Origin of the sequence: Methylobacillus sp. MM3 (assembly GCF_001645185.1) — a bacterium.
Taxonomy (GTDB): domain Bacteria; phylum Pseudomonadota; class Gammaproteobacteria; order Burkholderiales; family Methylophilaceae; genus MM2.
In genome coordinates this window covers 158234-176810 of record NZ_LXTQ01000030.1, presented here as the reverse complement: position 1 = coordinate 176810, position 18577 = coordinate 158234, and the positions used below count along the sequence as shown (strand labels likewise).

The following is an 18577-nucleotide window of genomic DNA, read 5'->3' as shown; positions in this document are numbered from 1 at the left end:
ATTCCGGGTCAAACCCGGAATGACGAACGTCAACGACCCAGCACGACTTCCAGCACAAACTTGCTGCCGATATACGCCAGCAACAAGATCCCGAAGCCGCTCAATGTCCAGCGGATGGCCGTCTTGCCGCGCCATCCATATTGACGGCGGCCGATCAGCAAGGCAGCAAAAACCAGCCAGGAAATGATCGTGAAAACGTTCTTGTGATTGAGTTTGAGCGCTTGGTGAAACAGCTGCTCGGAAAACACGATACCGCTCACCAGCGTCAGCGTCAGCAACGCGAACCCCAGCGTGATAATGCGGAACAGCAGCTTTTCCATTGGAATCAACGGCGGAAATTCGGGCAGGCGGATCAGCGTGGGCTTGCGATGCAAATGGCGTTCTGCCACGGCCATCAGTAGCGCGTGCAGCGCGGCGAAGGTGAAGAGGCTATAGGCCAGCATCGCGATCACCAGATGCCACATGAAGGCCGGTTGATCGGCATATGGCAGCATGTGCGTTTCCGGGAACAGCTTTTGCAAAATGACGAACACTGCCGCCGGGGGCAGCACGAAGGCTTGCAGGCTGTGCAGTTCGCGCTTGAAGTCGGCGATCCAATAAATCAGCACCGTCAGCCAGAAAATCGCCGAGAGTGCATTGGTCAGGCCCAGGTTGAACCCGCCGGCGAAGAGCGATTTGGACAGCAGGACGCCATGCAGCAGGAGGCCGATGGCGATGGCAACATGATGCCAGGGAGCATGATCGGCGGAGGATTTTGCTTTCCCGTTGCGCCAGAAATCGAAAGCCACGGCGGCATAAAAGCCGGCGACCAGTAAATTAGGGAGTAAGTCCAGCATTCTTCGGTTAAAATTCCTGTCTTTGCGTCACTATATCACGAGCGTCTGGTAGCAGAAACGCCGTGACTTCTGACATATCAGCAGGAATATCCATGCTAGAAAATCTGACCGGACGGCTCCAGCAAGTCGTCAAAACCCTGCGCGGACAAGCGCGACTGACCGAAGAAAACATCCAGGATGCGATGCGCGAAGTGCGCATGGCACTGCTTGAGGCCGACGTTGCCTTGCCCGTAGTCAAGGACTTCATCGCCCACGTCAAGGAGCGCGCCCAAGGCCGCGAAGTGCTGCAAAGCCTGACGCCGGGTCAGGCTGTGATCCAGGTCGTCCATGATGAGCTGGCCAAGCTCATGGGCGAACACAACGCCGCACTCAACCTTGCCAGCGTTCCGCCCGCGATCATCCTCATGGCCGGCCTGCAAGGCTCCGGTAAAACCACGACTTCGGCCAAGCTGGCCCGCCTGCTCAAGGAGCAGAAAAAGAAAGTTCTGCTGGTCAGCGCCGACGTCTACCGGCCGGCAGCTATCGAACAATTGCGCACGCTGGCCGAGCAGCTCGGCATCGATTGCTTCGACTCCAACGCCGCTCAAAAGCCCGAAGACATCGCCCGCAACGCGCTGGATTACGCACGCCGCCATTTCCATGACGTGATGATCTTCGACACCGCCGGCCGCCTCGCCATTGACGAAGCGATGATGGCCGAGATCAAGAATCTCCATGCCTTGCTCAACCCCATCGAAACGTTGTTCGTGGTGGACGCGATGCAGGGCCAGGATGCGGTCAATACCGCACGCGCCTTCAACGAAACCTTGCCGCTGACTGGCATCGTGCTTACCAAGCTGGACGGCGACGCACGCGGCGGTGCCGCCCTGTCGGTGCGCCAGATTACCGGCCGCCCGATCAAGTTCGTCGGCGTCAGCGAAAAAGTCGACGGCCTCGAACCTTTCCATCCCGAGCGCATGGCCTCGCGCATCCTCGGCATGGGCGACGTGCTCAGCCTGATCGAGCAAGCGCAGAAAAACGTCGATATCGACGAAGCGAAAAAGCTGGCCGACAAGGTCAAGTCCGGCAAGAGCTTTGATCTCGAAGACTTCAAGAATCAAATGCTGCAAATGCGCAAGATGGGCGGCATGGGGGCGCTGATGGACAAGATGCCCGCGCAACTCGCCAACATGGCCAACAACGTCAACCCCGAAGTCGGCGACAAGGCCTTGCGCCGCATCGAAGGCATCATCAACTCCATGACTCCGCAAGAGCGCCGCAAGCCGGATCTGCTGAAAGCCTCGCGCAAACGCCGCATCGCCGCCGGGGCGGGCGTTCAGGTGCAGGACGTCAACCGCCTGCTCAACCAGTTCGAGGAAATGCAGAAGATGATGAAGATGTTTTCCAAGGGTGGCATGACCAAGATGATGCGCGCCATGCAAGGCCGTTTTCCCGGAATGCGCTAGTTTTCGTTGACCGGGGTGCCGCTTTCCGCGATAATGGCGCCCCTTCTGGGTCGGTAGCTCAGTGGTAGAGCAGCGGACTTTTAATCCGTTGGCCGTGGGTTCGACCCCCACCCGACCCACCAAAATGATACGGCTCACAGCGATGTGAGCCGTTTTCATTTACAGCGTCACTTCAGAAATAACCCGCAAGTTCCGTACTGGTTGTCGAGCCAGCATCGGCTATTGCGCTTATGTACATGTCTGCACAGGCCTCCAAAGAAATAGGCAAGCTTCAGGTGGAGTGTCAGATTCTTTTACACGGTACCACTGGCTAATCGCAAACATTTCCTGCAACCAATTGTTTGGTATAAAAAATTGACTATGGCATGGTGTTTGCGAAGTTGTGGGTATCCGAGCACCAGCTGGATTAAAGAAGGCAATAAGGGTTGAACTTCATCCAATGAACATTGGGGATTCGGGGGGAGTGTGGAAATTCTATGGGCAGCCGGTGGATTGCTTGTCTATCTTTTTATTATTGCATTAATCACAAGCCTATTTGGCCAAAGTAGTACTCAGGATAGAAGAGCAAAAGACAGGCGACAGCAAACCGAGGATAGACGCAGGTCTTCCCGCAATTTCGGAAGAGGGGATAGGCGCGTCAAGGAGCGGCGTTCCATATACCGCGGCCTGCCTGCCTGAGCGCGAAGGCTATTCTGTTCTTGTCGGGCGTGCTAAACGCCATATCCCACCAGTCATTTCGAACTTACCTGTGTGCAGGCATTCTTAGAAATGAATGCAATAGCAATTTCATTGGGAGACTCCATGCGCTGCGTCCTTTTTTTTCTTATCGGCGCTTCTTCGTTCATGGTGTCAGCGGCAAATGTCACGGAGGACAACCTGCGCCCAGGCCTATGGCAAATAACCACCTCGTCGGACCTGTTATGGTTGGCGCCGCAGATTTCGCCGGAACGCATGCGAGAGCTGCAGGATCTTGCCGAGCAGTATGGGGTGGAGATGCCGCAGATCCAGATGGGCGAGGCGACTTCCAAGGTATGTATTACCCAGGAAATGGCAGAGCAGCAAAAATTCCCCATTTTTTATCAAAGTGAATTGGGATGCGAAACCAGAAACGCGACCCGTGATGGCAACAAGTACCGTTTGGACTTTGCTTGTTCCGGTCCCGAATTGAAAGGTAAGGGTAACGCGGAAGGGACGATCACGAGTTCGGAGAGCTTCTCCGGCCGGACGCATTTTGATGGCGAGGCCCAAGGCGTCCCCGTCAATGAATACGCCGATATTAGCGGTCGCTGGGTCGATGCAAGCTGCGGAACGGTCAAGCCGATGTAGCCACGTAACCGTTCCGTTTAGAACGGTTACGTTTTTTCAATCAACCGCGTTTCAGTCCATCTTGAGCACTACCCGGAAACGCGCCTTGCCGCTCATCATCCGATCATAAGCCGCTTGCGCTTGCTCAAGCGGAAATATTTCATTCGTGGAATGGATGCCGTGAAGCTGGCTGAAAGCCAGCGTGTCTTCGGAATCGGTTGCGACGCCTGAATACCACCCTTTCACTGCCGCGCGCTTTCCGAGCAGGTCCAGCGTATTGACCGGGAAGGCGCCTACTGCGCCAATGACCATCATCGTGCCATTGGGCCCGAGACCGCCGACGATGGCTTGCATTGCGTCGGCATTGGTGACGGTGGCAATGATGGCTTTGGCGCCGCCCAATTTCTGTAATGCCTCGGCCACATCGCCGGCGTCGCTGTCGATATACGCATGCGCGCCAAGCGAGCGGGCCAGCGCTTCTTTATCGCGGCCGCGGTTGACCGCTACGGTTCTGAAGCCGAAGCGCGCCGAGAACTGGATCCCCAGATGGCCGAGGCCGCCGACGCCATGGATCGCGACGAGGTCGCCGGGCTGCGCCCCGCAATTGCGCAGCGCGTTGAAAGTGGTGATGCCTGCGCACAACAGCGGCGCCGCTTCGACTTGGTCAAGTTCCGTGGGGACGTGCGCTACCGCTGAAGCGTCCGCGAGCATGTGGGTGGCATATCCGCCGTCGCGGGTGCCTCCCGTCACGGCCGCGCCGCTTTTACAAGCGAACTGGTTGCCGCGGCGGCAATGTTCGCAGTGTCCGCAAGCGCCGCCGAACCAGCCTACGCCGGCGCGGTCACCAATCGACCAGCCGCGGACGTTCGGCCCCAGGGACTCGATCGTACCAATGACCTCGTGCCCCGGGATGCGTGGATATTGCAGTCCCGGCCAATGCCCTTGGATAATCATCGCATCGCTGTGGCACACGCCACAGGCGTGAACCCTTAGCAGAAGCTCGCCTGCGCCAGGCGAAGGGATTTCACGTTCGACGCGCTCAAGTTTGGCCCCAGCTTGAGGGACGGCCATCGCAATCATTTTCATCCTGTGCTCCTTTCATATCAGTGACGCTTGAGTTGCCGGTAATGCGGCTAGCTTTTCACGGAGTTTAGAAGGCGCTGCTTCTGCGGTTGAAATCATCAAGACGGTCTAAGCGCATGGCGTGCTTGATCCTTAGAGCGCAATGAAAGCGGCTGCCATGGCAGCCGTTGATTTTTATCCTAACGCGGGCGTGGGTATCAAATAATGATCCGCCAGCAGCGCCGCAAACAGTAGCGTCAGATACAGTATCGAATATTTGAAGGTCTTTCGTGCCAGTTGGTCACTATATTTGCGATACAGGCCGATCGCATAGGCCATGAAGATCGCATTCAACACGGTGGAAATTGCGAGGTACAGCCAGCCACTCATGCCACTGCCGTAAGGCATCAGTGTCACCGCCACCAGAATGATGGTGTACAGCAGGATGTGCAACTGGGTGAACTTCTCGCCGTGCGTCACCGGAAGCATGGGCAGACCGGATTTTGCGTATTCTTCGCGGCGGTAGAGGGCCAGCGCCCAGAAATGCGGTGGGGTCCAGGCGAAGATAATGAGAAAGAGGATCAGCGATTCCGGTGATACCACATTATTGACCGCAGCCCAGCCCAATATCGGCGGCATTGCGCCGGAGGCGCCGCCGATGACGATGTTGAGCGGCGTGGCGGGCTTCAGGAATACGGTATAGATGACAGCGTAGCCGACGAAGGTGGCAAGGGTAAGCCACATCGTTAACGGGTTGACGTTGTAGTAGAGAATCGCGAGGCCGAGCGCGCCGACCAGCGTGGCGAAGATGGCAGTTTGCACCGAGGTGACCTGGCCGGTTGGGAGCGGGCGTGCACGGGTGCGAGCCATGACGGCATCGATTTTCTGTTCGATGAGGCAATTGAATGCAGCAGCGGCGCCGGAAGCGAGGGCGATGCCGAGGGTGGCATTCAGCAGAAGATCCAGCGGGATCATGCCGGGCGAGGCGAGGAACATGCCTATCATCGCGGTGAAGACAATAAGAGCCGTCACCCGAGGTTTGCACATCAGGAAAAAGCTTTGGAAACTGATTCCGATACGTTGAAGTCTGATAGCCAAAACAGCGCTCATAACACGTTACCTCCCCGACTTCATAGTCGTTTTCGAGTTTAACACCACCAACGAGATTAGCAACAAAGCGGCGACCGCGTTGTGCGCGACCGCTACCGGCAGCGGCAGCCTGAACATGATGTTGCTGATGCCCAGCGTAATTTGCACCACGAGCAGGCCGGCAATCGCAATGCCGAGATCGCCGAGACGAGGCGTCCTCATGGTTTTGATAGCCAACCAGCCGAGATACAAAAAGGTGATGAGTGCGCCAAGGCGGTGCACCCAGTGTATGGCGGTCAATGCCGCGAGCGAGAGTTGTTCGCCATTGGCGGTTTCACCCAGTTCGCGGATCATGTGGAAGGCGTTGGCGAAGTCCATAACGGGGAACAGGCCGCCCTGGCAAGTCGGGAAATCGGTGCAGGCGAGAGCGGCGTAATTCGAGCTGGTCCAGCCGCCAAGGAAGATTTGCACTGCGAGAATGAGCAGTCCGATGCGCGCCCAGGGGCGCAGGGCGTTGAAGTTGGCACCGTATATCGACGGCATGGAACCGAAGCGCCGGTGCGCGAGCCAGGTCAGCAAGGCGAGCGTGGTCATGCCGCCCAGCAGGTGAGCGCTGACAATCACTGGCTTCAACAACAGCGTCACCGTCCACATGCCGAGTGCCGCCTGGAAAGTGACAACCAACAGCAGGATGGTCGGCAATACGGTAGGCAGCCGGCGGCGGTTGCGCCAGGCGGTGATGAAGATTGCCAGAATCAGCAGGCCCAGCGTGCCGGCAAAATAGCGGTGCACCATTTCCTTCCAGGCCTTGTGCGTTTCCAAGGGTTTATCCGGGAAAGCCTTTTCGACGTGAGCAAGGGCGGATTCGCTTTGCGGGACAGTGAGGTGCCCGTAGCAGCCGGGCCAGTCGGGGCAACCAAGACCGGCGTCTGAAAGGCGCACGTAAGCGCCCAGTACGACCACGCAGAAGGTCAGGAGTACGGCGGCCAGTACCAGTCGATCAAACAGTTTCATCAGCCCACCCAGGAGTATTTCAGAAGTCTTGTCATGTCCTCGCGCAGGCCTTTGGGATCGTAGCCTGCGGGATAGCTCATGATCAAGTTGCCAAGTGGGTCGACGAAATAAACGCGGCCGGAGGTGCCTGCCGGCTGGTCGGGCAGATCGAATTGCTGCGCGAGCGGGGCGGCTTGATCGCCGGCCAGAATGATGAGATCGGGATATTGCGTTTGCAGGGCGGCGAGTTCGGCAGAGTCAGCGGCGGTAGGTACGATAAGAAAGCGCTGCACGCGGTCGATTTCCTTGTTGAGCGACACATGTATCTGGCGCAGCAAATGCACCTGCTTCCGGCATTCAGCCTCGCAGCCGGAATCGGATACGTAGACGATATTCCATTTTTTCGTCCATTGCTCCGCGCCGAAGGGCTTGTCTCGCACATCCTGCAAGGTTGAAAGTTGCAACGCCTTCGGCGGGGAAATCAGTTCGCCGTGACTCGAGCCACCTGGACGATAATCCAATTGGTACATGCCCAGCACGGCCAATATGGGCAGCGCGAACAATACGACGAGGAAGACGAGCATGCGCCGACCTGAGCGTTGTTGTTTATTTTCTTCCATTTATTGCTCGACTTTCTTGAAACTGAGAACCAGGTAAATCGCAATCAGTGTTGCGGCAAAACCGAACCATTGGTAAGCATAGCCCAGGTTCGTTTCGATGCGTTCGGCCGGACGCGGCCAGTTGCGCACGAATCCACCGGCCGGGCTGTCGGGGTCGAGGCGGACGACCAGTGGGTAGAGTTTGAGCGGTACGGATTTCAGGTAGCGCTCCATGTCCATGTTTTGCCAGACAGGTTGCCACGCGCCGCTACTAGCAGGCGCTTCGAGTGCGAAGATCTTGGTCGAAGGCAGCCACAGACTGCCGGTGACTTCCTGCGGTTCTGTCGGTGTGCTTGTGCTCGGCACGACGCTGTGTTCGGCCGGGGCCGGAATCCAGCCGCGATTGACCAGGATGTATTTTTCAGTGCCTGCAATATGCAGCGGCGTGATCACGTGATAGCCGGCGGCGCCATTTTCAACCTGATTGTCGAGCAGGATCTGGTATCGGATGTCGTAAGTGCCTTGTACTTTGACGCGGCGATAGCGCCAGTCTTCCGGGGTGGTGATTTCGCTCGGCAGGGCGATCGGCGCCTCGGTCAGGTGACGGTCAAGTTGCGCCTGCAATTCCTGTTTGGCTTCGGCCTTATGCAGTTGCCAGAGTCCCAGGCGAATAAACAGTGCGACGAACACGAGAGTCGCCAAGGCGGGCAATAGGCGTGGGCGGAAACGGTATTTCAAGGCAATTGCTTTATACCGGGGTGCGCTCCATAATCGAACGCATTATCAAAAGCGGAGGCTGTCATGTTGCTGAAAGTATTCATCATTGCTGCGTTACTGCTGATCATCGGCAGTCTGTTTTCCGCTCTGTTTTATCTGATTAAAGACAAAGGTCAGGGAAAACGCACGGTGAAAGCCTTGACCATGCGTATCTCGCTTTCCCTGGGTTTGTTCCTGCTGTTGATGATCGGGTATTACACAGGCATTATCGGACAGCCTCACCCTTAATAAATAGAAGTATCCCGACTTTGTAAAAAGCGATGCCTTCGGGCATCGCTTTTTATTTGTCGTTTACAGCCAGTACACCAATACAAAGAGCAGCAGCCAGACCACGTCAACAAAGTGCCAATACCAGGCGACCCCTTCGAAACCGAAGTGATGATCCGCAGTGAAATGGCCTTTCATGCTGCGCGCCAGGATTACGATCAGCATGATGGTCCCCAGCGTGACATGGAAACCGTGGAAGCCGGTCAACATGAAGAAGGTTGCACCGTAAGCGCCGCTGCCCAGGGTCAGGCCGAGTTCGCTATAGGCATGGTGATATTCATAACCTTGCAGGAAGAGGAAGGCGATACCCAATGCAACGGTCATCATCAGGCCGATGATCAGTTGACGGCGATTGCTGTTCAGCAGGCCCCAGTGCGCCCAGGTAACCGTTGCACCGGAGGTCAGCAGCAGCAGCGTATTGATGGCGGGAATGCCCCATGCACCCATCGGGGTGAATTGCGGTACCTTATATTCGGTGCCCAGGACCGTACCGCCGGGACCTGCAGACGGCCATGTGCCGAGGAAATCCTTGTAAGGCGTGAATTGCGGATCGAAGTTGGCGATTTCGGGAACCGAGATGACGCGCATGTAAAACAATGCGCCGAAGAAGGCAGCAAAGAAGGCCACTTCTGAGGCGATAAAGACGATCATGCCTATGCGGAAAGAGCGGTCTTCCCATTTCTTGTACTTGCCGCCTTCGCTTTCGCCGACGATCTTGCCGAACCAGCCGAACAAGACATAAATGATGGCCAGGAAGCCTGCCAGCATCATTCCTTTGCCGGGAGTGGCAAGGTATGCCAGGGTTTGGTCTCTGTCCGGCGTAATGCTGAGAATGAAGCCGGCCACCAGCAGGAGTATCCCGGTCGAAAGAATGGCCGGATAAATGCTGGGATTGGGCACAAAATAATGGCCTTCGTGTGTCTGCGTGGTCATGCAAAACTCCTCTACGGTGTTTTAATGTTCATTTTTGCCGCGCATCTCACCATACCGATGCGCGGCTCTCCCTAGTTTTCCGTCGGAACGGCATGGAAAAACGCGTACGACAATGTCACGGTACGTATATCTTTCGGCAGGTCCGGGCTCACGTAAAAGCGGAGCGGCATTTCCTTGGACTCGCCTGCCTTGAGCTCTTGCCGCTCAAAGCAGAAACACTCGATCTTCTTGAAATGGAAGGTAGCCTGAGACGGGCTTACGCTCGGTATCGCCTGGCCTACGACCGTTTCGTTGGTCATGTTTTTGGCTTCGAACGTTGCCAGCATGATCTGTCCCGGGCGCACCTTCATGCTGGTTTGCGTCGGATAGAAATTCCATGCCAGTCCAGGCATCACGCTGCTGGTGAATTCCACTGTCACCCAGCGTGACTCGTCCACCTTCATCGTTTTCTGCACTGCGGCGGGCAGGCCTTCGGTCTTTCCGTTGAGGCCCGTCAAGTCGCAGAAAACGTTGTAGAGAGGAACCAGCGCGAAGGCAAACAACACCGCGCCAGCTACCACCCACATCAATTTCCAGGCCAGCCGCTTGTTATCGGCGGCTCTTTTTTCCTGATCGATCAAGATTTCAGTACCGCAAACATTGATATTACATACCAGAGCAGAACAAATGCGCCGAGACAGATGGCGATGCGTATATTGCCGCGGCGTTTTTTATCACTCGTTTGGTCCATTGCGTTCCTATGTCTGGCCCGGCATTTTCATCCCGGGCCAGAATGCGGGTCATCGAATTACTTGATGACCGGTTGTTCGGTGAAGCTGTGGTAAGGCGGCGGCGATGGCAGCGTCCATTCCAGGCCTTCAGCACCTTCCCACACCTTGGCTTCTGCCTTCTTGCCACCGCGTACGCAGCGCACGATGTTGTACACCATGATCAGTTGCGACAGGCCAAGCGTGAATGCGCCGATCGTAGAGATCATGTTGAACTCCGAAAACTGCAGCGCGTAATCCGGAATACGGCGCGGCATGCCGGCCAGCCCCAGGAAAAACTGCGGGATGAAGGTCACATTGAAAGCGATGGCGGTCAGCCAGAAATGCAGCTTGCCCAGCGTTTCGCTGTACATGTGGCCGGTCATCTTTGGCAGCCAGTAGTACACGCCCGCCATGATGCCCATGATGCCGCCGGCGAACAGCGTGTAGTGGAAGTGCGCCACCACGAAGTAGGAGTGATGGTATTGCGCATCCGCTGCGACGTCCGCCAGGATCAGGCCGGTCAAGCCGCCGATACCGAACAGTATGATCCAGCCGGTGGCAAACAGCATCGGGGTTTCGAAGGTCATCGAACCCTTCCACATGGTCGCAATCCAGCAGAAAAACAGCACAGCGAGCGGCAGCGAGATCGCCATCGTGCTGTACATGAAGTACAGCAGGGCCGGAATCGGCAGGCCGACGGTGAAGAAGTGATGCGCCCAGACCACGACCGAGAGAATGCCGATGGCCCAGAAAGAATAGATTTGCGCCTTGTAGCCGTAGGTGGGCTTACGGGAGAATGCGGACAGGATATGCGGAATCAGGCCCCAGACCGGCAGCAGCAGGATATAGACCTCGGGGTGACCGAAGAACCAGAACAGGTGCTGGAACAGGATGGGGTCGCCGCCGCCGGCCGCATCGAAGAAGTGCGTGCCAAAGTGGCGATCGGTCAGCAGCATGGTCACGGCGCCAGCCAGAACCGGAATGGTCGCAATCAGCAGGAAAGCGGTAATCATCCATCCCCATGCGAACAGCGGCATCTTCATCAGCGTCATGCCGGGCGCGCGCATGTTGAAAATGGTGACCAGGACATTGATTGAACCCATCACCGAGGAAATCCCCAGCAAGTGCACCGCGAAGATGGCAAAGTCGACGCCAATGCCGCCTTGTACCGACAGCGGCGTATAGAACGTCCAGCCGGTGGCGATCGCACCGTCGCCGATGCCGAACAGCGCGAGGATGAAGGGCGCAGTCAGCAGGATGGCGGCGGGCGGCAGCAGCCAGAAGCCCCAGTTGTTGAGGCGGGGCAGCGCCATGTCGGGTGCGCCGAGTTGCAGCGGCAGCATCCAGTTGGCGAAGCCGGTGGCGGCCGGCATCAGCGCGGCAAAAATCATCACCAGTGCATGCACGCCGATCAGCTGATTGAAGAATTCCGGCTGCATCAATTGCAGGCCGGGCTGGAACAGTTCTGCACGAACCGCAAGAATCATCGATCCGCCCACCAGGAACATGATGAGCGAGAAAGTCAGGTACATCGTGCCGATGTCCTTGTGGTTGGTCGTGGTCAACCAGCGCATGATCCCCGTCGGGTGATCATCATGATGATGTGCCGCTGTTGCTGTACTCATGTGTCTCTCCTCGTACCTGATTAACGCAGTGCTTTGATCTGGGACGGTTGTACCAGGTCGCCCATGCTGTTGCCGAGTGCGTTGCGCTCGTAGCTGATGACCGCCGCGATGTCGGTGTCGCTCAGCGTACCCTTCCAGGCCGGCATCATGCCTTTGCCGTTGAAGACGCGGTCGATATGACTGTCTTTCATCAGCTTGCCATCGGCGTCGAAGTTGGGCGCAGTGACGATCTTGCTGCCGGTGAGCGCCGGAAATGCCGGAGGCATCCCTTGACCGCCCGGCTGGTGACAGACGGCGCAGTTTTTCTCGTAGACGGCTTTACCCTGGGTGAGCAACTCGTCCTTGCTCCATTCCTTGTCGGCGCCGGCTGAAGCAGCTGACATTTCGGTCTTCTTGGAAGCGACCCATTCCTTGAATTGCTCTTCCGGGACAGCATCGACGACCACGGGCATGAAGCCATGCCCCTTGCCGCAGAGTTCCTTGCACTGGCCGCGGTAGGTGCCTGGTTCCTCGATCTTGACCCAGGTCTCGCGCAGGAAGCCCGGAATCGCGTCGCGCGCGGCGCCGAAGGCAGGTACCCACCAGGTATGAATCACATCGTTCGAGGTCAGCAGGATGCGCACTTTCTTGTCGACCGGCAGCACGACATGGTTGTCTACTTCCAGCAGGTAGTGCTCGCCCTTTTCCGTCTTGTTCTGGATCTGCTCCTGGGGAGTGGTCATATTGCTGACGAACTTGATGCCCTGCGCTTCGCCATCCATGTATTCGTATTGCCAGCGCCACTGACTGCCGGTGACCTTGATCACCATTTCGGAGTCGTTTTTGGTGTCTTCCATCAGGACCACGCTGTGGTAAGCGGGAATGCCCATCAGGATGAAATCGATGTAGAGCAGAATGGCAAACGGTACCAGCGTCCAGATGACCTGGGAGCGGGTGCTGGGGCCGGTAAAGTCGGCGGCTTTGTGGCCTACGCTTTTGCGGTGCCTGATGATCGAATAGATCATGATGCCCAGCACCACAACGAAGATCACCATGATGATGACCATGAACTTATTGTGTACTAGCAGCGTATCGGCTGCCATTGGTGTGACGGGTTTGGGGAAATTCCATGCATATTCGGCGTGTGCGGCCAGAGACCACACTGCCAACATCAATCCCATCCCGGCCTTTTTTAGAAATTGAAATGCCATTCTCGCTCCCTTGAATCTCGCCTTTAGTGGAACGCTCCAGTCCGCATTTGCAGTTGCCGTGCCAGAGCCAACCGTTGCCGGTTGTTCATGAAATGCCCGACTTCCACTTCCTTGCCATGCGAACGGAGCCACAAACGATGCTCACCGCTCGGTGTTTCGCGTAAAACCACCCGCGCCCAATAGCGGTGGAAAACAACCTGGCTGGTATTTTTGTAGTAGTGCTTTTCTATTGCCAGGCGATCGCCCGAGATGGTGATGCTTTCATAGTCATCCGCATGACAATGGATGAAATAGAAGGCATACGCCAGCGCAAGCAATTCCAATCCGGCGAACGGAAAAACCATCCATGCGCCGGCGAATCCAAAAGCAATTGCTACTGAAAGGGAGAATAAAGCGAGTAACGCGACGATGTTGACTGTCTTTTTGGGAGACAGAGAGTTATTCGGTCGTGCAACAATCTTGTAATCTACAATCGATGTTGCCATCGATTTCCCTCCGGCAAACTGCTTGTATTACATTCGTGCTCGATAAAATAAATGCGACAATTCGCCGCAGGTCAAACGCAACTTAGCATAAAGAAAATTTCGTGACAAGCTAACTTGCTGTCTTAAAAGGATATTAATGTCCTTATTAATATGAATGGAATGTAGCAAGATATAAACGCAAGAGAGGCGCGCCTGCAAGGCAGGAAAAGCAAGGCGTTGCGGTAAAATGCGCGCTGTCCCGAATAGGCTTTCGGGTGATGTGCGAGGCAGGATGCCTGCGCTTGAGAAAATTTGGTGCCGGGAGGGGGACTCGAACCCCCACACTGTTACCAGCGGCGGATTTTGAATCCGCTGCGTCTACCGATTCCGCCATCCCGGCTTGTGGGACCCGGCATTATAGCGAATTATTCACGGAGTTTCATGCGTACCAGCGATTTTGATTTTGAACTGCCTTCCGAACTGATTGCGCAGTTCCCGGCTGCCAAGCGAAGCGGCAGCCGCTTATTGTGCCTGGACGGCAACAGCGGCGCACTGCATGACCGCATGTTCGGCGAATTGCCGTCATTACTTGCGGCTGGTGATTTGCTGGTATTCAACGATACGCGCGTCATCAAGGCGCGGCTGAACGGACGCAAGGAGAGCGGAGGCAAAGTCGAGGTACTGGTGGAGCGCATGCTCGATGCGCATCGAGCCCTGGCGCACGTGCGGGCCTCGCATGCACCCAAGCCTGGGGGGCGCTTGATCCTTGCTGAAGCCATCGAGGTGGAAGTGCTGTCGCGGCAGGATGATCTTTATGAGTTGAAGTTTCCTGGCGAAACTCCGCTTGCCGAATTGCTCGAGCGCTACGGGAAACTGCCATTGCCGCCATACATTACGCACGCAGCCGATAGCGATGACGATGAACGCTATCAGACGGTATATGCGCGTAATCCCGGCGCGGTTGCAGCACCGACTGCCGGGCTGCATTTCGACGAAGATGTGATGCAGACGCTTGCGGAATGCGGCATCGAAAAAGCTTTCGTTACTCTGCATGTGGGAGCCGGAACCTTTCAGCCGATACGGGTGGAAGACGTTGCCGAGCACAAGATGCACAGCGAGTGGTATGAGATACCACAGGCCACTGTGGATAGTATTGCGCGGACACGGCAGCGCGGAGGCAAGGTAATTGCCGTGGGCACAACGGCAATGCGGGCGCTGGAAAGTGCCGCGCGTCAGGGGGAAATGGCGGTAGGGGGCGGCGATACCGATATTTTCATCACGCCGGGCTACCGTTTCCGCGTGGTGGATCGCTTGCTGACCAATTTCCATCTTCCGCGCACTACGCTGCTGATGCTAGTTTCGGCATTCGGCGGAATGGCGCATATCCGCGAGGCCTACCGGCATGCCGTGCAGGAGCGCTACCGCTTCTTCAGTTACGGCGACGCGATGCTGATCGATCGGCAAAATCTTCCGGAAGTCGCCGGTGAGTAAGACCATCATCGATCTGATGCGCCATGGCGAGCCAGTCGGCGGACGCCGCTATCGCGGGCAAACCGATGACCCGCTGAGCGAGAAAGGCTGGCAGCAGATGTGGGATGCGGCAGGCGAATTTCGCGGGTGGCAGCATATCGTCACCTCGCCTTTGCAGCGATGTGCCGCATTTGCAGATGCCTTGGGGGAGAAACTTGGAGTTGAGGTTGAGCGCGACGACCGCTTCAAGGAAGCGGCTTTCGGCGAATGGGAGGGACGGACGGCCGCGGAAATATGCGCTGCCGATCCGGAACGGATCCTGCGCTTCAAGCAGAGCCCGGTAGCACATGCGCCTGAAGGCGCGGAGCCGCTGACGGAGTTTCATCGGCGCGTGGGCGAGGCATGGCGCGATATTTTGGACAGGTATCGCGGATGTCATGTGCTGGTGGTCGGACATGCGGGAATGATGCGCATGGTCATCGCTCATGCGATTGGCCTCTCGCCAGAAAATGGTTATCGCATTAGTATCGAAAATGCGGCCTTGAGCCGTATTCAAGTGGAGTGGTCGGAAGGTGTAATGCTGCCGACATTGCTATTTCACGCAGGGAAACTGTAGGCATCGATAGTTAATCGGGGGAGGCTTTGATGAATTTCTGGCTGGTCTTGCTCGTGCTGGTTTTGCCTGCCGTGGGCGTTTATCTATGGATGCGCATGCGGCGGGGTAAGGCACTATCGACGGCCAGCGAAGCGGAGCTCCTCTATAACGCAGGCATCGGTTACAGAAAAGGACTGGGTGTCGATTTCGATTATGTGCGAGCCCGGCAACTGCTGCTTGAGGCTGCTGAAAAAGGCAATATAGCGGCCCAGTACGACATCGGAATGATGATGCGACAAGCCTTGGGCGGGCCCCGCGACGACGAGGCTGCACTCCATTTGATCGAGCGCGCGGCGAAGAGCGGCGATCCGCGCGCGGCCCTGGAAATGGGACGTTGCTGCCTCAGTGGCGATGGTCTGGAGAGAAACGAGCAGAACGCCGTTTTCTGGCTGCGCGATGCGGCAGATGCCGGCAATGCCGAGGCGCAGTATCGGCTTGCCATGTTGTATCGCGACAAGAATTCATCGCTATGGAATTCGGCGAAAGCGGCATCCTTGATGACCAAGGCGGCCGAAAAGCACTATCCTGCTGCCTTGTTTGTCCTGAGTGAAATGTATGAGCATGGTGAAGGTGTCGCGCGCGATGTCAAAAGCGCGGACCGGTGGCTGCTGCTGGCGGCTGAGCAGGGCGTGCCCGAAGCGCAATTCAAGCTGGCGAAGTTCTATCTGACAGGCGCTTTTGGCCATGATTTCCCGCAGGATTACCGAATCGCCATCGAATGGTTCAAGCGTGCAGGTGCGCACGGCATTGCCGAGGCGCAATACGAGGTTGGTTTGCGCTATGAGCGCAACGAAGGCGTGGATGCGCCGGACAAAATGCGGGCGGTCGAATATTTCCTGAAGTCGGCGGAAATGGGCTATGCCCCGGCTCAATATCGTATGGGCCAGCTATACCAGTATGGCGATACCGTCGTCAAAAATCTGGACGAGGCAAGACGCTGGTATCAGGCCGCTGCGGCGCAAGGTCACGGCGAGGCTGTCGAATTCGAGAAAAAACTCCGCGTGCGCGATACGGAGCAGCCTTTCATGGAGCCGGTGTCCGATACTGGCCGGAAGGATGGCGAAGAGGAATGGAAGGGCTAAGGGCTTGAGTTCCTTACGCTCATCTTTGCCAGAGAACATCGCCTTGGCCTGAGCCGAGATTCAGCGTTCGCGCAATAACGAACATCAGGTCGGAAAGCCGGTTGAGGTAGCGCAAGGCATCATCCGAAACAGCTTCCTGCAATTTCAATGCAACCAGGCTGCGTTCCGCGCGTCGGCACACGGTACGTGCCACATGCGCCAAAGCCGCGGCTCGGGTTCCACCGGGCAGGATGAACTCCTTCAGTGGCGCAAGTTCTGCGTTGAGCGTCCGCAATAATTCATCCAGTGCGGCGACACGCTCGGGGTTCAGCATCGCGTTGCCCGGAATGCACAATTCGCCGCCCAGGTCGAACAGGTCATGCTGAATCAGCCCAAGTTGCTGTTGGATATTTTCCGGCAAGGTTTCTGTCAATAGCACGCCTATGTGCGAGTTCAATTCATCCACATCGCCCATCACTGCCACGCGCAGCGAGTCCTTGCGCGTACGCGTCCCGTCGCCCAGGCCGGTGCTGCCGTCGTCGCCCGTACGTGTGCTGATTTTACTGAGGCGATTGCCCATGAAGTCTTCCTCTCGTGAATGTCGGGATTGTAACGGCTTCCAGGATTGGCCGCAGCCGCAATGGTTTCTTCCCATGAGCGATTCCGCTACACTTCGCCGACTTTAGGGTGTAAACCCTCACTCAATTTATACAGGTTTTTATGGCCCTTAATGCCACTATTTTCAAAGCCGATCTGCAGATTGCCGACATGGATCGTCATTACTACCACAACCATGGTTTGACCATTGCGCGCCACCCGTCGGAAACCGACGAACGCATGATGGTGCGCGTATTGGCCTTTGCACGGCATGCGCACGAGGCGCTGGTATTCGCCAAGGGGTTGAGCGATACGGACGAGCCGGATATCTGGCAGAAGGATCTTACCGGCGCCATCGAGCTTTGGATCGAAGTCGGGCAGCCCGACGAGAAACGCATTCTCAAGGCCTGCGGCCGAGCCGATCGGGTATTTGTGTATACGTATGGGCATGCCGCCAATATCTGGTGGAATCAGGTCAACCCGAAATTGGCGCGTTTACGCAATCTTACCGTGGTGAGTCTCGCGTCTGCGACGACGCAGGCTTTGGCCGAATTGGCCGAGCGCGGCATGCAATTGCAATGCACGGTGCAGGACGGCGACGTGTGGCTGGGCGGAGATGGCGGCATGGTACCGATCGAGATGACCATCTTGATGAGCCCTCAGGAAAGATGAACGACGCGCCTATTGGTATCTTCGATTCCGGCGTCGGTGGTTTGTCGGTACTGCGCCATATCCAGGAGGAGCTTCCGCACGAAAACCTGCTGTATGTCGCCGATTCCGCGCATGCGCCGTATGGCGGCAAATCTCCCAGGGAAATACAGGCGCGCTCCACGGCCTTGACCGAATTTCTGGTCGGGCGGGGCGCCAAGGCGATTGTCGTAGCCTGTAATACCGCGACGGCGGCAGCTATCGGTTTGCTGCGCGAGCGCTATCAATTGCCGGTGATCGGCATGGAGCCGGCGGTCAAACCAGCCGTGACGGCAACGCGTAGCGGGGTAGTGGGCGTGCTGGCAACCACGGGGACGCTCAAGAGTGCACAATTCGCGGCCTTGCTGGAGAGTTATGGCAAGAATGTCCGCGTGGTGACGCAAGGTTGCCCTGGGCTGGTGGAATGCGTGGAGCGCGGCGAACTCGATACGTCGGAAACGCGTGAATTGTTGTCGCACTATATCGAGCCGCTGCTGGCCGAAGGAGCGGATACGCTGGTGCTCGGCTGCACGCATTATCCTTTTCTGAAGCCGTTGATCGAAGAACTTGTGGACGGAGGGGTGGCTCTGATCGATACCGGCGCAGCCGTGGCGCGGCAGGTCCGGCGACGTATCGAAGAGGCCGGTTTGGCTACACGAAGCCTTACGTCTGGTCAGATCAGGTTGTGGACGAGCGGGGATTTGGCCCAGGGCCGGAGGGTGATGGAAGCACTATGGAAGACGGCAATGGTGGAGCCATTGCCGACCTGACAG

Annotated in this window: 20 protein-coding genes and 2 tRNA genes; 9 read left to right on the top strand and 13 right to left on the bottom strand. The window is 57.0% G+C overall.

All coding sequences use genetic code 11. The features are described 5' to 3' along the window. Positions 1–29: 29 nt before the first annotated feature. Positions 30–836: an inner membrane protein YpjD gene (locus tag A7976_RS09715; protein ID WP_067110790.1), complete on the bottom strand. Its 807-nt coding sequence runs from the start codon at positions 834–836 to the stop codon at positions 30–32. Between the two features lie 92 nt (positions 837–928). Here A7976_RS09715 and ffh point away from each other — a divergent pair, with 92 nt between their 5' ends. The 3 genes from ffh (at position 929) to A7976_RS09700 (ending at position 3607) form a co-directional block, all read left to right on the top strand. After that, positions 929–2281, top strand: coding sequence for a signal recognition particle protein (ffh, locus tag A7976_RS09710; RefSeq protein WP_067110787.1), 1353 nt, complete (start codon positions 929–931; stop codon positions 2279–2281). A 47-nt stretch (positions 2282–2328) separates the two neighbouring features. Then, a tRNA-Lys gene (locus A7976_RS09705) sits at positions 2329–2403 on the top strand. A 679-nt stretch (positions 2404–3082) separates the two neighbouring features. Continuing rightward, on the top strand, positions 3083–3607 hold the full coding sequence (locus A7976_RS09700; protein ID WP_067110785.1) for a DUF3617 domain-containing protein: 525 nt from the start codon (positions 3083–3085) through the stop codon (positions 3605–3607). Positions 3608–3658: 51 nt separating this feature from the next. On the opposite strand, the gene A7976_RS09695 is transcribed toward A7976_RS09700, so the two are convergent. From A7976_RS09695 to A7976_RS09675, 5 genes are all read right to left on the bottom strand, one after another. Next, complete coding sequence (locus A7976_RS09695) at positions 3659–4672, bottom strand: alcohol dehydrogenase (RefSeq protein ID WP_088178415.1); 1014 nt, start codon at positions 4670–4672, stop codon at positions 3659–3661. Positions 4673–4843: 171 nt separating this feature from the next. Further along, positions 4844–5758 (bottom strand): heme o synthase, encoded by a 915-nt coding sequence (cyoE, locus tag A7976_RS09690; RefSeq protein ID WP_067110782.1) that lies wholly within the window; start codon positions 5756–5758, stop codon positions 4844–4846. Between the two features lie 6 nt (positions 5759–5764). Continuing rightward, positions 5765–6751 carry a heme A synthase gene (locus A7976_RS09685; RefSeq protein WP_067110779.1) on the bottom strand — a complete coding sequence of 329 codons (987 nt, stop codon included), beginning with the start codon at positions 6749–6751 and terminating at the stop codon, positions 5765–5767. After that, entirely contained in the window at positions 6751–7314 is a 564-nt protein-coding gene (locus A7976_RS09680) for a hypothetical protein (protein WP_082878078.1), read from the bottom strand. The genes A7976_RS09685 and A7976_RS09680 overlap by 1 nt, the downstream gene beginning before the upstream one ends. Before the next feature lie 36 nt (positions 7315–7350). Then, a complete protein-coding gene (locus tag A7976_RS09675) occupies positions 7351–8067 on the bottom strand; it encodes an SURF1 family protein (RefSeq protein WP_240483847.1) in 717 nt (238 codons plus the stop codon). A 63-nt stretch (positions 8068–8130) separates the two neighbouring features. Between A7976_RS09675 and A7976_RS09670 the strand changes: the two genes are divergently transcribed. Further along, positions 8131–8334, top strand: a complete 204-nt coding sequence (locus A7976_RS09670; protein ID WP_067110771.1) for a twin transmembrane helix small protein — start codon at positions 8131–8133, stop codon at positions 8332–8334. A 63-nt stretch (positions 8335–8397) separates the two neighbouring features. On the opposite strand, the gene A7976_RS09665 is transcribed toward A7976_RS09670, so the two are convergent. From A7976_RS09665 to A7976_RS09640, 6 genes are all read right to left on the bottom strand, one after another. After that, positions 8398–9306 (bottom strand): cytochrome c oxidase subunit 3, encoded by a 909-nt coding sequence (locus tag A7976_RS09665; RefSeq protein WP_067110768.1) that lies wholly within the window; start codon positions 9304–9306, stop codon positions 8398–8400. Positions 9307–9377: 71 nt separating this feature from the next. Next, positions 9378–9926, bottom strand: coding sequence for a cytochrome c oxidase assembly protein (locus tag A7976_RS09660; protein ID WP_088178414.1), 549 nt, complete (start codon positions 9924–9926; stop codon positions 9378–9380). 167 nt (positions 9927–10093) lie between these two features. Continuing rightward, entirely contained in the window at positions 10094–11680 is a 1587-nt protein-coding gene (gene ctaD / locus A7976_RS09655; RefSeq protein ID WP_067110761.1) for a cytochrome c oxidase subunit I, read from the bottom strand. Positions 11681–11700: 20 nt separating this feature from the next. Beyond that, a complete protein-coding gene (gene coxB, locus A7976_RS09650; RefSeq protein ID WP_067110758.1) occupies positions 11701–12870 on the bottom strand; it encodes a cytochrome c oxidase subunit II in 1170 nt (389 codons plus the stop codon). 23 nt (positions 12871–12893) lie between these two features. Continuing rightward, complete coding sequence (locus A7976_RS09645; RefSeq protein ID WP_067110755.1) at positions 12894–13355, bottom strand: DUF2244 domain-containing protein; 462 nt, start codon at positions 13353–13355, stop codon at positions 12894–12896. 292 nt (positions 13356–13647) lie between these two features. Next, positions 13648–13734, bottom strand: a tRNA-Leu gene (locus A7976_RS09640). Between the two features lie 41 nt (positions 13735–13775). On the opposite strand from A7976_RS09640, the gene queA reads away from it, so the two are divergent. From queA to A7976_RS09625, 3 genes are read left to right on the top strand one after another with little or no spacing between them, the layout of a single operon-like run. Next, positions 13776–14825 carry a tRNA preQ1(34) S-adenosylmethionine ribosyltransferase-isomerase QueA gene (gene queA / locus A7976_RS09635; protein ID WP_067110753.1) on the top strand — a complete coding sequence of 350 codons (1050 nt, stop codon included), beginning with the start codon at positions 13776–13778 and terminating at the stop codon, positions 14823–14825. Continuing rightward, entirely contained in the window at positions 14818–15420 is a 603-nt protein-coding gene (locus tag A7976_RS09630; RefSeq protein WP_240483846.1) for a histidine phosphatase family protein, read from the top strand. The genes queA and A7976_RS09630 overlap by 8 nt, the downstream gene beginning before the upstream one ends. 29 nt (positions 15421–15449) lie before the next feature. Continuing rightward, positions 15450–16541 (top strand): tetratricopeptide repeat protein, encoded by a 1092-nt coding sequence (locus tag A7976_RS09625; protein ID WP_067110750.1) that lies wholly within the window; start codon positions 15450–15452, stop codon positions 16539–16541. Positions 16542–16560: 19 nt separating this feature from the next. Here A7976_RS09625 and A7976_RS09620 read toward each other — a convergent pair whose 3' ends face one another. Then, positions 16561–17100, bottom strand: a complete 540-nt coding sequence (locus A7976_RS09620; RefSeq protein WP_067110748.1) for a cob(I)yrinic acid a,c-diamide adenosyltransferase — start codon at positions 17098–17100, stop codon at positions 16561–16563. A gap of 140 nt (positions 17101–17240) precedes the next feature. Here A7976_RS09620 and A7976_RS09615 point away from each other — a divergent pair, with 140 nt between their 5' ends. Together A7976_RS09615 and murI are read left to right on the top strand one after the other, a co-directional pair. Then, a complete protein-coding gene (locus A7976_RS09615) occupies positions 17241–17789 on the top strand; it encodes a YaeQ family protein (protein WP_067110745.1) in 549 nt (182 codons plus the stop codon). Beyond that, positions 17786–18574 (top strand): glutamate racemase, encoded by a 789-nt coding sequence (gene murI / locus A7976_RS09610; protein ID WP_067110742.1) that lies wholly within the window; start codon positions 17786–17788, stop codon positions 18572–18574. Before A7976_RS09615 ends, murI begins: the two co-directional genes overlap by 4 nt. The last annotated feature ends 3 nt before the right edge of the window (positions 18575–18577 follow it).